Consider the following 13,003-nt stretch of genomic DNA (forward strand, 5'->3'; position numbering starts at 1 on the left):
GGGAGAGTAGGACGCCGCCGAACAATTATTGTGGGAATGCCCCGCACCTTCTGGTGCGGGGCATTTCTGCGTTCCGGACCCGTTTACGCTCGACGGCTTTCCCGTGTGGACGAGGAGTTTTTCCCCCGTCCACACGTCACCTCTCATTCTCCTAGAGGCGTCCGGCTGCTTTGAGCGCGAGATATGTGTCGGCCAGAGCAGGCGCGAGCTTCTCCGGGGTGGCGTCCACGACCGTGACACCCTTGCTCCGCAACAGTTCTGCCGTACGTCGCCTCTGAGCTTGCGCCTGCGCGCCGGCGGAGGCTTCGTACACCGCGTCCACTGTGCCCCGTGCCAGGCTCATCCTCTCGATATGAGGATCGGCGACCGAGGCCACGATGACGGTGTGGCGTCGGGTGAGCTGCGGCAGGACAGGGAGAAGGCCTTCCTCCACGGGTGCTGCGTCGAGGCTCGTGAGCAACACGATGAGCGATCGGCGCGGGGCGCTCTTCAGCGTCGCCGCGCTGAGGCCGCGGGTGTCCGTCTCCACCAGATTCGGTTCCAGTGGGGCCAGCGCGTTCACCATGGCCGACAGGACATCGCCCGCCGCGCGGCCCTGGACCTGGGCGCGTGTGCGCCGGTCGTAGGCGAGGAGATCAACCCGGTCGCCGGCCCGCGAGGCAAGGGCAGTCAGGAGGAGGGCGGCGTCCATGGCGGCGTCCAGACGGGGGACGTCACCCACGCGACCCGCTGAAGTGCGACCGGTGTCCAGGACGATGAGGAGGTGCCGGTCCCGCTCGGGGCGCCAGGTCCGTACGGTGACGGTCGACCGGCGTGCGGTCGCCCGCCAGTCGATGGACCGGGTGTCGTCGCCGGTCACGTACTCCCTGAGGCTGTCGAACTCGGTGCCCTCGCCACGGGTCAGCACGCTGGTGCGGCCGTCGAGTTCCCGTAGACGCCTCAGCCTGGACGGCAGGTGCTTGCGGCTCGTGAACGGCGGAAGCACGCGCACGGTCCAGGGGACGTCGTGGCTGCCCTGGCGGGAGGCCAGTCCCAGCGGCCCGAACGAGCGCACAGTCACCTGTTCCGCATGCCGGTCGCCGCGTCGAGTGGGGCGGAGCAGGGTGGTGAGCCGGCGCCGCTCGCCCGGAGGGACGGTCACCGTGTGCCGGGAACTCGACTGGTCGGTTCCGGTGAGCCAGCTACTGGGCGGCCAGGCATCGCGAAGCTGGGCGCGCAGACGGCGGCCCGAGGGGTTGGTGACGGTCAGATGCACTGCCGCGCTCTCGCCGAGCCGAACTGAGGTATCACCGTTTCGGGTGAATTGGAGCGTTCGCACTGGTGTCGCCAGGGCGTAGTCGCACAGAATGGCGAGTGAGAGCGGCGCATTGACGGCGAGGATCCCTGCCCAGCTGGGGGCGAAGACTCCGACGGGGATCGAGCCGAGAGCCGCGAGGAGAGCGCTCCGTCCGGTGAGGGCCACGGTTTCACCGCCTCATCGGGGTACGGGGACATGGGCGAGGATCGCGGTAATGACGGAGTCGGCAGTGACTCCCTCCATCTCTGCTTCGGGCCGGAGTTGGACGCGATGGCGCAGGGTGGGAAGGGCCAGGGCTTTCACGTCGTCGGGGATGACGTAGTCGCGGCCGGTCAGCCAGGCCCAGGCACGGGCTGTGGAGAGCAGTGCGGTGGCTCCTCGCGGGGAGACGCCGAGGGACAGCGAGGGGGATTCACGCGTGGTACGGCAGATATCGACGACATAGCCCGCGATCTCGGGTGAGACAGACGTCTTGGCGACCGCTTCACGCGCCGCTTGCAGGTCGGCAGGCCCGGCGACGGGCCGTACCCCCGCGGCCTGGAGATCGCGTGGATCGAAACCTTGCGCGTGGCGGGTCAGCACATTGATCTCGTCGTCACGGGACGGCAGCGGCACCGTCAGCTTGAGCAGGAAGCGGTCGAGCTGGGCCTCGGGGAGGGGGTAGGTGCCCTCGTACTCGACCGGGTTCTGGGTCGCGGCGACCAGGAACGGGTCGGGCAGGGGGCGCGCGACGCCGTCGACCGTGACCTGGCGTTCCTCCATGGCCTCCAGGAGGGACGACTGGGTCTTGGGCGGGGTGCGGTTGATTTCGTCGGCCAGCAGCAGATGGGTGAAGACAGGGCCGGGCTGGAAGGAGAACTCCGAGGCGCGGGAGTCGTAGACGAGTGAGCCGGTGATGTCGCTCGGCATCAGGTCTGGGGTGAACTGAACGCGTTTCGTGTCGAGTTCGAGGGAGGCGGCAAGTGCCCGTACGAGCAGGGTCTTGGCAACCCCGGGGACTCCTTCGAGGAGGACGTGGCCGCGGCAGAGCAGGGCTACGACAAGTCCGGTGACGGCGGGGTCCTGGCCGACCACCGCCTTCGCTATCTCGGCACGCAGGGATTCCAGGGCTGCGCGGGCGCTGTCCGTGTTCCCGGCGGGCCCGGGGGTCCCGGCGTTCTGTGCGGTCGGGGCACTCATGAGGTGCGTACCTCTCTTTCGAGGGCGTCGAGTTGGTCCGCCAGGCGGATGAGAGCGGCGTCGCCGGTCGGGGCCGGGCCGAAGAGAAGGACGGTCGGGTCGTGGTCCGTGTCCGGGAGGCGGGCCGAGACCGCGGCGATCAGGGAGTCTGACCTGTGTGCCTTGCTGGGAGGGACGCCGAGGAGCGGGGCGAGGCGGTCACGAGCGGCCGCGCGCAAGGCCGATGCGGCGTGGTCCCGTGCGTTTGCCTTGCGGTAGAGGCCGGCGCGTCCCTCGGTGGATTCCGAGGCGCGGATGGCCACGGGGAGTCGTTCGGTCACCAGCGGACCCAGCCTGCGGGCACGCCAGACGGCCGCGAGCAGCGCCGCCAGGAAAAGCTGGAAAGTGCCCCAGATCCAGCCGGAAGGAATGAGTTCGAGGAATGTACTGCCGGCGTTGTCCTCGCCACCGTTGGAGGCGGAGTCATCACTGAGTGAAGGGAGGTACCAGACGAGATGAGGCCGGGAGCCGAGGAGTTGAAGGGCCAGCGACGCGTTGCCGTGCTGGTCGAGGCGGTTGTTGTAGAGGATGTCGGGGGAGCCGAGCAGGACGGTGTCGCCGGGTGCGGTGTCGGTGGTCGACCTGTCGGCGGAGCCGGTCCGCGCGTCCGGGATTCTGAGGAGGGTCGGTGCGCCGTCGCTCGGGTAGCAGTTATCGGCGTCGGACCGGTCCGTCTCGTACCGCTCGCCGCCGATGTCGACGCTGCCCGCGCTGACGGCTGCGGGCAGCGCGCATCGGGGGGCGTGGGCCGAGACCGGTGTGGGGGTGTTCGTACGGACTCCGGGCGCCAGGGCGTCGAGGGACGGCGGGCCCGCGCCGAGGAGGACGGTGCGACCGCCCGCGGGGGCTGTCCGGGCGCGCAGGGTGTGCTGCTGCGTGGGCGTCAGCAGGTCAGGGTTGGTGACCAGCAGAGTGGTGTCAGGTCCGGCCTCCGCCGTGGCCTCGCGCAGTGTGGTGCGGACGGTGACGGAGACGCCTTGGTCCTTGAGCAGTTCGGCGGTGGCGCGGCTGCCGAACCGGTCGGTGGAGCGCGGGTCGAGACGGCCGTACTGCTCGCCGGAACGCAGGGCGGCCATCGCGATTCCGGCCGCCAGCAGGACGAGAAGGGCGAGGACGATTCCGCGGCCCCGCGTCCAGATCTGGCGGGCGGTCGGGGCGAGCGATGTGGCGCTGATGGGGGAGGTCACTCGGCTGTTCCCCCGGCCACGGTGCTCAGGTGCGGCTTCGCCCGTTCGAGATCGGTGTCGAGTTCGCGCAGTCGCAGGTACGCCCGCTCGTCGGCGGTGCGGCCCCCGTATGTGACGTCGTCGAACTCCCGGGCGGCCGTGCGTAGTCGGTCGGCGTGGCTGGGGAGTGTGCGTCCCGCTTCGGAGGCCGCTTCGTCGGCGGTACGGCCGGGGCGGGGGTCGAGCAGGGCCCGTTCCTCCAAGGAGCGGACGAGGGCGCGCATCCGCTCCTGGACCGCTTCCGTCCAGCGGTGGGCCGCGGCGTGTGTCTCCGCCGTGGTGCGGTGCTGGGCGGCGCTGCGGGGGCCGTCGTCGAAGAGGGTGCCCGTGGTGACCGACTGGCGGCCGGGCGCGCCCAGCCGCCACCACAGGGCTGCGCAGAGCGCCACGACGATCAGGGCGACCATGATGACTCCGAGCGGTCCGCCGGGGGCGGCGCCGGACGCGGCCTCGAAGAGCTTGCCGATCCACTCCCCGATACGTGCGAGGGCGCGTTCCAGGAGGTTGGGATCGTTCTCGTGGTACATCGGCTTGGACAGCTCCCGCTCCGCCGCCTCACGGGCGGGGATGCGGGAAGTGTCCACCGGCAGGTCGTCGCTCGCGCGTATCAGCGGCCGTCTCGTCGTTCCCCCCACGATGGACACCGCATCAGCTCCCGGAGGGGTCGCGGCCCGGCTGGTCGGTGCCGTAGCCCGGTACGTCCGCGGCGCGCGCGAGTTCGAGGTCGAGGGCCTCGCGCCGGATGCGCTGGTCCACGTAGAGAAGGACGGTGACGCCGGCGGAGATCGGGTACGTGATCGTGGAGGCGATCACGGCACCGATGCCGGTGATGACGAGGAAGGGCCAGTCGGTGAGGCCGTCGCCGTCCACCGCCGTGCTGATGACCGCGAAGGGGATGGCGATGAGCAGCGACAGCACCATGGACAGCAGCAGCGTGAGAGCCAGGATGCCGAAAGTGCGCCACCAGGAGCCCGACACGAGCTTGGCGGAGCGGCGCATCGAGGCGATGACTCCCTGACGTTCCAGCATGAGCGCGGGGGAGGTGAGGCTGAAGCGGACCATCAGCCAGATGACGACGACGAAGGCCGCCACCGCGCCGAGCAGGGCCAGCGCGGCCCCGGCCGTGGATCCGATCAGCAGGCCGGGCAGCATGCCGACGAGCAGTACCAAGGCGCTCATCAATGGCAGCAGCAGGGTGAACCCGAGCAGCTTGAGGAGGCGGGGACGGGCCTCGCTCCACGCGTCCGCGAGGGTGACGGGGCGGCCCAGCACGGAACGGCTGATCACCACGGTGAGTATCGCGGTGGTGAAGAGTGTGCAGATCACCAGGATGGCGAGCGAGGGGGCGTCCGCGGCGAGCTGGGACTGGGCCGACTCGGTGGCCTGGCTGAGGAGTTCGGAGGGTGTCGCGTTCGGGTCGAGCGCGACCGGCTCGGGCAGCAGGTAGCGCCGGAGAAGGATGTCGCCGATCTGGGAGACCACGGAGACGGCGAGGCTGACGCTCAGCACTGTGCGCCAGTGGAGGCGCAGGGTCGATACGGCTCCGTCGAGGATCTCGCCGACACTCAGGGGGCGGAGCGGGATGACTCCCGGCTTGGCGGCCGGCGGCCTGCCCCAGCCGGGTCCGCCGCTCGGGGGCGGGCCGCCCCAGCCCTGCGCGGCTTTGGGGGTGGGGCCGGAGCCGGGCGCGCTCGGCGGGGACCACTGTCCGGCGGGTGGCTGGGCCGTGGACCACTTCGAGGCGGAGCCGGTCTTGTCGTCGGTGGGCTCTGCGGGCCGGGGCACAGCGGTGTCCTGGCCGTCGGACGGGGCGGATCCGGGCGAGGCCCAGCCCGGAGAGTCGTTCACGGTCGTCCACCTCGTGGATTGGTTGAGAGGCCGGCTCGGGGAGCCGGCGCTTCGACGGTGCCCGTCCGCGGAGCGGGGCGGCGGGCCAGGTCGCGTCCGGTGGAGCTTCGCGGCCCGGACTCCGTCCGCCGCACCGGCGGCGGGAGCCGACGCCGGTGGCGTGCACCGCAGGGTGCTGGGCCGATGTCGTCGATGGACCGGAGGTACAGGGACGACACCGGCACCCCTGCGGGATGCGGTGCGGGGCGTCGCGGGTCTGTGAAGATCCGCCGGACACGACCTGGGTCCTGCTTCCCGGACCTCCGTGGATCGACGGCGGGGCGCCCCGCCTGGGGTTCCGGGCCCACGGAGATCCGGGAAACAGGGCCTGGCAGCCATCGTGCCACGCGTTGCGCCAGGGTGGACCGGGGGCTGTATCTCCTTATCGCCTCCGTTCTCGCCTTCATTGTCCGTGTCGCAGCGGGCAGACTGAACGGATGGCTGATCAGTACGCACACAACTCGGTCGGTGCGGAGCCGCCGATGCTCCCCTCCCTCCGCTGGGACGAGCCGCCCGAAGGACCCGTACTGGTCCTCCTCGACCAGACGCGACTTCCCGTCGAGGAGACGGAGTTGGTCTGTACGGACGTGCCCGCGCTGGTGGTGGCGATCAGGACGCTGGCGGTCCGGGGTGCACCGCTGCTGGGGATCGCGGGCGCCTACGGGGTGGCGTTGGCCGCGGCGCGGGGCTACGACGTCGAGGACGCGGCGGAACAGTTGGCGGGGGCGCGGCCCACCGCGGTGAACCTGGGATACGGGGTGCGCCGGGTCCGTGACGTGTACCGTGCGGCGGCCGGACAGGGGGCGGATCCCAAGGCTGCGGCGGCTGCCGCGCTCGCCGAGGCGAAGCGGATCCATCAGGAAGATGCCCAGGCCAGCGCGGAGATGGCGGCGTTCGGGCTCAGGCTCCTCGATGAGCTGGTGCCAGGGGGCGGGCAACGGATCCTGACCCACTGCAACACCGGGGCGCTCGTCTCGGGTGGGGAGGGCACCGCGTTCGCGGTGGCCAGGGCGGCGCACCGCGCCGGGCGGCTGCGGCGCCTGTGGGTGGACGAGACCCGTCCGCTGTTCCAGGGCGCACGGCTGACGGCGTACGAGGCGGCGCGCAGCGGGATGGCGTACACCGTGCTGACGGACAACGCGGCGGGTTCGCTCTTCGCCGCGGGAGAGGTGGACGCCGTCCTGATCGGGGCGGACCGGATCACCGCCGACGGCTCGGTGGCGAACAAGGTGGGGAGCTATCCGCTCGCCGTGCTCGCCAAGTACCACCATGTGCCGTTCATCGTGGTCGCCCCCACGACGACGATCGACCTGGACACCCCGGACGGGGCGTCGATAGAGGTGGAACAACGACCAGGTCAGGAGGTGACGGAGTTCACAGCACCGCGGGTCGCGGTGGCGGGGGTGGAGCCCGGAGGGGGGACGCCGGTGGCGCCGCTGGGGTCACAGGCGTACAACCCGGCCTTCGACGTCACGCCCCCGGAACTGGTGACGGCGATCGTCACCGAATGCGGTGTGCTGTCCCCGGTGACCGGGGGCGGTGTCGCGGAGCTGTGTGCCCGGGCGCGCCGGGCGGGGATCGGCTGAACCGGCGGTCGTCCCGCAGGTGTTCACGGCCCGATCCGCCTGGTCGGGCCGTCCGGGACCGCCGTTCGCTCCACTACCGTGTGGGGCGACGGGAGGCGGGATACGGGTGGGAGACGCCGTGGCGGTCGGCCAGGGCTCGGATCCACCGCGGTGGGTTTGACATCAGTGCTTGACACAGCGACGGCGGACAGCGACGGTCACACACGGCCATCGGCGCACGTCGTCGCCGGTCAGTGAGACAGATCACGCGTGTCTACGCAACGGAAATGAAAATGGGATGATGTCGATATGAAGGGACGCGTCCTTGTCGTCGATGACGACACCGCACTGGCCGAGATGCTCGGGATTGTGCTGCGTGGTGAAGGTTTCGAGCCGTCGTTCGTAGCGGACGGTGACAAGGCACTCGCGGCATTCCGGGAGGCCAAGCCGGACCTGGTGCTGCTGGACCTCATGCTGCCCGGCCGGGACGGCATTGAGGTGTGCCGGCTCATCAGGGCCGAGTCCGGGGTGCCCATCGTCATGCTCACGGCCAAGAGCGACACGGTCGATGTGGTGGTGGGGCTGGAGTCAGGGGCCGACGACTACATCGTCAAGCCGTTCAAGCCCAAGGAGCTGGTGGCCCGGATCAGGGCGCGGCTGCGCAGGTCGGAGGAGCCGGCGCCGGAGCAGTTGACCATAGGTGACCTGGTCATCGACGTGGCGGGTCACTCCGTGAAGCGGGACGGGCAGTCGATCGCCCTGACGCCGCTGGAGTTCGATCTGCTGGTCGCGCTGGCCCGTAAGCCGTGGCAGGTGTTCACCCGTGAGGTGCTTCTTGAGCAGGTGTGGGGCTACCGGCACGCCGCGGACACCCGGCTGGTCAATGTGCATGTCCAGCGGCTGCGTTCCAAGGTCGAGCAGGACCCCGAACGCCCGGAGATCGTGGTGACCGTCCGTGGTGTCGGTTACAAGGCAGGACCGAGCTGACATGCCCGGCGGCAGCGCTGCTCCGAAGCCCGGTGAGCCGGGAGTCCGTGCGGGGCGGGCTGCCGGGCCCGGGCGTGCCTTCTCGGGGGTGAGCCGGCTGTTCCAGAGTGGCCGGCTGCTCCAGGACGGCTCGCCGGGCGGTCCTGTGTTGCGGCTGCTGGTGCGGTGGGTGCGGCGTCCGCTGCTGCCCGCCGTGCGGCTGTGGCGGCGCAACATTCAGCTCCGGGTCGTCGCGGCGACGCTGCTGATGTCGCTGGGTGTGGTGCTGCTGCTGGGTTTCGTGGTCATCGGGCAGGTGCGCAACGGTCTGCTGGAAGCCAAGGAGAAAGCCGCGCAGAGTCAGGCGGCCGGCGGTTTCACCGTGGCCAAGGAGAAGGCCGACTCCCCGGCGGCGCTCGGCGGCCGGAACGGCGACGGGGAGAGCGGCCGGTCGGGAAGGAACTCCGTCAACTGGCGCTCCGACCTGGTCGAGCAGCTCGCCAGCGGCGGCCCCGGGGCCTTCAACGTGGTCGCGCTGAGCCCCGACGGGCAGGACGCGGCGTCCACCAGCCGGGCGCCGCGGGTCTCCGGCGGGGTCGACTTCTCCAGTGTTCCCGTCGATCTGCGGACCTCGGTCGCGCAGGGCAGCGGGGCGTACCAGCGGTATGCGCAGATCCGGTACACCCGGGCCACCGAGGAGCGGGATCCGGAGCCGGGGCTGATCGTCGGCAAGCGGCTGAACGACGCCAACGGCAACGCGTACGAGCTGTACTACCTTTTCCCGCTGACGCAGGAGGAGCAGTCGCTCAACCTGGTCAAGGGCACGCTCGCCACGGCCGGGCTCTTCGTGGTCGTCCTGCTGGGTGCCATCGCCTGGCTGGTGGTGCGCCAGGTCGTGACGCCCGTACGGATGGCCGCGGGGATCGCCGAGCGGCTCTCCACCGGCCGTCTCCAGGAACGTATGAAGGTCACCGGCGAGGACGACATCGCCCGGCTCGGTGAAGCCTTCAACAAGATGGCGCAGAACCTCCAGCTCAAGATCCAGCAGCTGGAGGAGCTCTCCCGGATGCAGCGCCGCTTCGTCTCCGATGTCTCGCACGAGCTGCGGACCCCGCTGACGACGGTACGGATGGCCGCTGACGTCATCCACGAGGCGCGCGCCGACTTCGATCCGGTGACGGCGCGCTCCGCCGAGCTGCTCGGGGACCAGCTCGACCGCTTCGAGTCGCTGCTCTCGGACCTGCTGGAGATCAGCCGCTTCGACGCGGGCGCGGCGGCGCTGGAGGCCGAGCCGATAGATCTGCGCGAGGTCGTGCGCCGGGTGATCGGCGGCGCCGAGCCGCTGGCCGAGCGCAAGGGCAGCCGGATCCGGGTTATCGGGGACGAGCAGCCCGTGGTCGCCGAGGCCGACGCCCGCCGCGTGGAGCGGGTGCTGCGCAATCTGGTCGTCAACGCCGTGGAGCACGGCGAGGGCCGGGACGTCGTCGTACGGCTCGGTGTGGCGGGCGGTGCCGTCGCGGTCGCCGTACGTGACTACGGGGTGGGGCTCAAGCCGGGCGAGGCGACCCGGGTGTTCAACCGCTTCTGGCGGGCCGACCCGGCGCGCGCCCGGACGACCGGCGGTACCGGGCTCGGGCTGTCGATCGCCGTCGAGGACGCGCGGCTGCACGGCGGCTGGCTCCAGGCGTGGGGCGAGCCCGGCGGGGGCTCCCAGTTCCGGCTGACGCTGCCGCGTACGGCCGACGAGGCGCTGCGCGGCTCGCCCATACCGCTGGAGCCCGAGGACTCCCGGCGCAACCGTGCGAGCGCCGGGGCCGAGGATCTGAAGGAGAGCGCGCACCGGCTGGCGAGCGTGCCGACGCAGCCGCGCGTGGACCGTTCCCCGCTCCAGTCGTCGGGGCCGCCCGCGCTGCCCCGTACGGCCGCCGCGGTGGACCCCGCCGCGCTGCCGGGCAGCGGCGCCCGGGTGGTGGCGCGGCCCGCCGGGGAGCGGGCCTCCGAGAGCGGTACCCAGGACTCCGCACCGGCGGATCCGAAGCGGGAGGACACGGTACGTGGGCGCTGACCGCCGTCGGTTCGTGCTGGGGAAGGCGGTGAGGACGCCGGTCGTGCTGGGGGTTCTCGCCCTGCTGCTGGCGGGGTGCGCGTCGGTCCCGGACAGCGGGGACGTGGAGCCGGTCAAGGCGTCCCCGGCCGGCGAGTCCCAGGTGCGGGTGTACGCCGTACCGCCGCGCGAGAAGGCGGGTCCCGCCGAGATCGTCGACGGCTTCCTGGAGGCCATGACCAGTGACGATCCCGACTTCGCGATGGCCAGGAAGTATCTGACGCCGGAAGCGTCCCGCTACTGGCAGCCGGGCGCCGGTACGACGGTGCTGCGCGCCGCGCCGGACCCCGCGGTCCCGAAGGAGGCGTCCGGCTCGGACAGCGGCGGTCTGACGTATCCGCTGTTCGGCGACCGGATCGCCGATGTGGACTCCTCGCGCGCCTATCAGCCGCTCGATCCCACGGCGTACAACGGCAGCATCCACCTGGTGCGGCAGAACATCGCGGGCACCAAGGAGTGGCGGATCGACGATCTGCCGCAGGGGCTGGTGCTGGGCGAGTCGGACTTCCAGCGCAACTACCGGTCCGTGAACAAGTACTACTTCGCCTCCGGGGAGAACTGGCTGGTCGCCGACCCGGTCTACATCCGGCAGCGGATAGACCCCACGACCCGGATGGATCCGGTCACCCAGGCGGTCCGGGTGCTGCTCGACGGGCCGACGAACTGGCTGAAACCGGTTGTCGACTCCCCGTTCCCGCGCGGCACCGCGCTGGAGAAGGGCACCACGTCGCTGGAGTTCGACGACCGGAACGCGCTGAAGGTGCCGCTCAACGAGAAGGCGGCCAAGGCCGGGCGCACGCAGTGCCGGAAGATGGCCGCACAGCTCCTGTTCACGCTGCGGGACCTCACCGCCACTCCGGTGGGACAGGTCGAGCTGCTGGCGGACGGCTCCTCGCTCTGTGTGCTCAGCGGTGACCAGGCCGAGGAGTTCGCGCCGGACCGCACCACCGGCCGGCCCGACAACCCGTACTACGTGGACGACCGGGGGCGGCTCTCGCTGCTCCAGGCCGGCGGCGGTGAGAGCGTCGACCGTTCGCAGGTCATCGGGCCGCTGGGCAAGGGCGATGTGAAGCTGGGCTGGGTCGGGGTGGCGCGCGACGAGAAGCACGCGGCGGGTGTCACGAAGGACGCCAAGTCGCTGTACGTGTCGTCGATCCTCGCCGACAGCGAGCCGGGCGAGCCGCTGGTGACCAGCAAGGGACCGGACGAGAAGGGCCGTCTTTCGGCACCGAGTTGGGACGGACGCGGCGATCTGTGGGTCGCCGACCGGGACCCGGCGCATCCGCGGCTGCTGCGGTTCGCGGACGGTGCGGGCGAGCCGCGGACGGTCACGGTCGACGGTCTGGACGGCGCGAGCGTCGAGGGACTGCGGGTGTCGGCGGACGGGGTGCGGATCGCGCTGCTGCTCGCGAAGGACGGCAGGACCACGCTTCAGATCGGGCGGGTGGAGCGGCACGGCTCCGGGGCCGATCAGGTGGTGTCCGTGGTGGAACTCCAGTCGGCGGCTCCGCAACTGGAGACCGTCACGGCGGTCTCCTGGGCCGGTCCGAGCAGGCTCGTGGTGGTCGGCAAGGAGCAGGGGGGCGTGCAGCAGGTCCGCTACATACAGACCGACGGATCGACCTCGGCGTCCAGCGTGCTGCCCGGGCTGAACCAGGTGACGGCGATCGCCGCGGCGGACGACGACCAGCAGCCTGTGGTGGCCGACTCGGAGGACGCCGGGATCGTACGGCTGCCGACGGGCGCGAACTGGCAGACGATGGTCGAAGTGGGCTCCTCGCCCGTCTACCCGGGCTGACATCCGACGGCCTCCCCTTCGCCGTCGGCGTGCCGCCGACAGTGCCGTGCGGGGGCTGGAAACGACCGGTCGCCACCGGCCGCCTGGGCGGGAAAACGGCTGGTTGCGGGGTTTGCCCGACGGAGTTGTCCACAGGGGTGGCCCGGTGCCTCCGAGGTTGGCACAGTGTGTCCCATGCGGGCGTGGTGGCGGGAGATCACCGGCCTGGTGCTGCCGGTCGCCTGTGGCGGATGCGGGAGCCCCAGGTCACCTTTGTGCGAGGCGTGCGGCCGGGCGCTGTACGGGACATGGCCGTGCCGGGTGCGGCCGGTGCCGGAGCCGCCGGGGCTGCCGGCCGTCCATGCGGCGGCGCCGTACGAGGACGCCGTACGGGCCGTTCTGCTGGCGCACAAGGAGCGCGGGGCCCTGGGCCTCGCCGTACCCCTGGGACGTGCTCTGGCGGGCGCTGTACGGGCTGCCGCGCCGCCAGGTACGGGGGTGGGGCCGCTGTTGCTCGTGCCGGTGCCGTCCACGTTGCGCGCGGTCGGGGCGCGGGGGCACGACGCGGGCCGCAGGCTGGCGCTGGCCGCCGCCGGAGAGCTGCGGCGTACAGGGCGCGAGTGCCGGGTCCTGCCGGTGCTGCGGCAGCGCCGGCCGGTGGCCGATCAGGCCGCCCTCGGGGCCCGGCAGAGACAGCTGAATCTTTCGGGGGCATTGGAAGTCGCCGTCGGGGGTACCCGGCTGCTGGAAGGCGGCCGGGTGGTGCTGGTGGACGATCTCATGACGACCGGTGCGTCGCTCGCGGAAGGGGCGAGGGCACTGCGTGCCGCCATGGGTCCTGGCATTCCCGGATTCGTACGGGTGAGTGCCGCCGTCGTCGCCGCTCCGCCGCTGTCCTTCGAAATAAACCGGAACTGATGGGGACCGTGCATCGTTGCAGGTGAACAGGGCAGGAAAAGAGCT

10 protein-coding genes are annotated in these 13,003 nt (G+C 71.3%); 5 read left to right on the plus strand and 5 right to left on the minus strand.

Features of this window, described 5'->3' with window-relative positions:
• Positions 1-151: 151 nt before the first annotated feature.
• Genes ACFXPL_RS33740 through ACFXPL_RS33760 form a run of 5 tightly spaced genes read right to left on the minus strand, consistent with a single transcriptional unit; the run spans position 152 to position 5,589 of the window.
• Positions 152-1,462 carry a DUF58 domain-containing protein gene (locus ACFXPL_RS33740; protein WP_384926854.1) on the minus strand — a complete coding sequence of 437 codons (1,311 nt, stop codon included), beginning with the start codon at positions 1,460-1,462 and terminating at the stop codon, positions 152-154.
• Positions 1,463-1,474: 12 nt separating this feature from the next.
• Complete coding sequence (locus ACFXPL_RS33745) at positions 1,475-2,476, minus strand: AAA family ATPase (protein WP_384926856.1); 1,002 nt, start codon at positions 2,474-2,476, stop codon at positions 1,475-1,477.
• Positions 2,473-3,702 (minus strand): DUF4350 domain-containing protein, encoded by a 1,230-nt coding sequence (locus ACFXPL_RS33750; protein ID WP_384926858.1) that lies wholly within the window; start codon positions 3,700-3,702, stop codon positions 2,473-2,475. The genes ACFXPL_RS33745 and ACFXPL_RS33750 overlap by 4 nt, the downstream gene beginning before the upstream one ends.
• The gene (locus ACFXPL_RS33755; protein WP_384926860.1) at positions 3,699-4,385 is read right to left on the minus strand and encodes a DUF4129 domain-containing protein; all 687 of its coding nucleotides are present in this window, start codon (positions 4,383-4,385) and stop codon (positions 3,699-3,701) included. Before ACFXPL_RS33755 ends, ACFXPL_RS33750 begins: the two co-directional genes overlap by 4 nt.
• 4 nt (positions 4,386-4,389) lie before the next feature.
• The gene (locus ACFXPL_RS33760) at positions 4,390-5,589 is read right to left on the minus strand and encodes a hypothetical protein (RefSeq protein ID WP_384926862.1); all 1,200 of its coding nucleotides are present in this window, start codon (positions 5,587-5,589) and stop codon (positions 4,390-4,392) included.
• 476 nt (positions 5,590-6,065) lie between these two features.
• Here ACFXPL_RS33760 and mtnA point away from each other — a divergent pair, with 476 nt between their 5' ends.
• The 5 genes from mtnA to ACFXPL_RS33785 all read left to right on the plus strand — a co-directional run bounded on the left by mtnA (position 6,066) and on the right by ACFXPL_RS33785 (position 12,958).
• Complete coding sequence (mtnA, locus tag ACFXPL_RS33765) at positions 6,066-7,214, plus strand: S-methyl-5-thioribose-1-phosphate isomerase (RefSeq protein WP_384926864.1); 1,149 nt, start codon at positions 6,066-6,068, stop codon at positions 7,212-7,214.
• Positions 7,215-7,502: 288 nt separating this feature from the next.
• Positions 7,503-8,180 carry a two-component system response regulator MtrA gene (mtrA, locus tag ACFXPL_RS33770; RefSeq protein ID WP_329826349.1) on the plus strand — a complete coding sequence of 226 codons (678 nt, stop codon included), beginning with the start codon at positions 7,503-7,505 and terminating at the stop codon, positions 8,178-8,180.
• A 1-nt stretch (position 8,181) separates the two neighbouring features.
• The gene (mtrB, locus tag ACFXPL_RS33775; protein WP_384926867.1) at positions 8,182-10,224 is read left to right on the plus strand and encodes an MtrAB system histidine kinase MtrB; all 2,043 of its coding nucleotides are present in this window, start codon (positions 8,182-8,184) and stop codon (positions 10,222-10,224) included.
• A complete protein-coding gene (locus tag ACFXPL_RS33780) occupies positions 10,214-12,061 on the plus strand; it encodes an LpqB family beta-propeller domain-containing protein (protein WP_384926869.1) in 1,848 nt (615 codons plus the stop codon). The genes mtrB and ACFXPL_RS33780 overlap by 11 nt, the downstream gene beginning before the upstream one ends.
• A 174-nt stretch (positions 12,062-12,235) precedes the next feature.
• Positions 12,236-12,958, plus strand: a complete 723-nt coding sequence (locus ACFXPL_RS33785; RefSeq protein ID WP_384926871.1) for a ComF family protein — start codon at positions 12,236-12,238, stop codon at positions 12,956-12,958.
• Positions 12,959-13,003: the final 45 nt, after the last annotated feature.

This window comes from Streptomyces sp. NPDC059092 (genome assembly GCF_042756365.1).
Classification (GTDB): domain Bacteria; phylum Actinomycetota; class Actinomycetes; order Streptomycetales; family Streptomycetaceae; genus Streptomyces.

What these genes read in the sequence shown, in the direction of transcription:
- ACFXPL_RS33745 (WP_384926856.1), bottom strand. Translation starts at nt 2,476, where the DNA reads ATGAGTGCCCCGACCGCACAGAACGCCGGGACCCCCGGGCCCGCCGGG.
- mtnA (WP_384926864.1), top strand. Translation starts at nt 6,066, where the DNA reads ATGGCTGATCAGTACGCACACAACTCGGTCGGTGCGGAGCCGCCGATG.
- mtrA (WP_329826349.1), top strand. Translation starts at nt 7,503, where the DNA reads ATGAAGGGACGCGTCCTTGTCGTCGATGACGACACCGCACTGGCCGAG.
- mtrB (WP_384926867.1), top strand. Translation starts at nt 8,182, where the DNA reads ATGCCCGGCGGCAGCGCTGCTCCGAAGCCCGGTGAGCCGGGAGTCCGT.
- ACFXPL_RS33785 (WP_384926871.1), top strand. Translation starts at nt 12,236, where the DNA reads ATGCGGGCGTGGTGGCGGGAGATCACCGGCCTGGTGCTGCCGGTCGCC.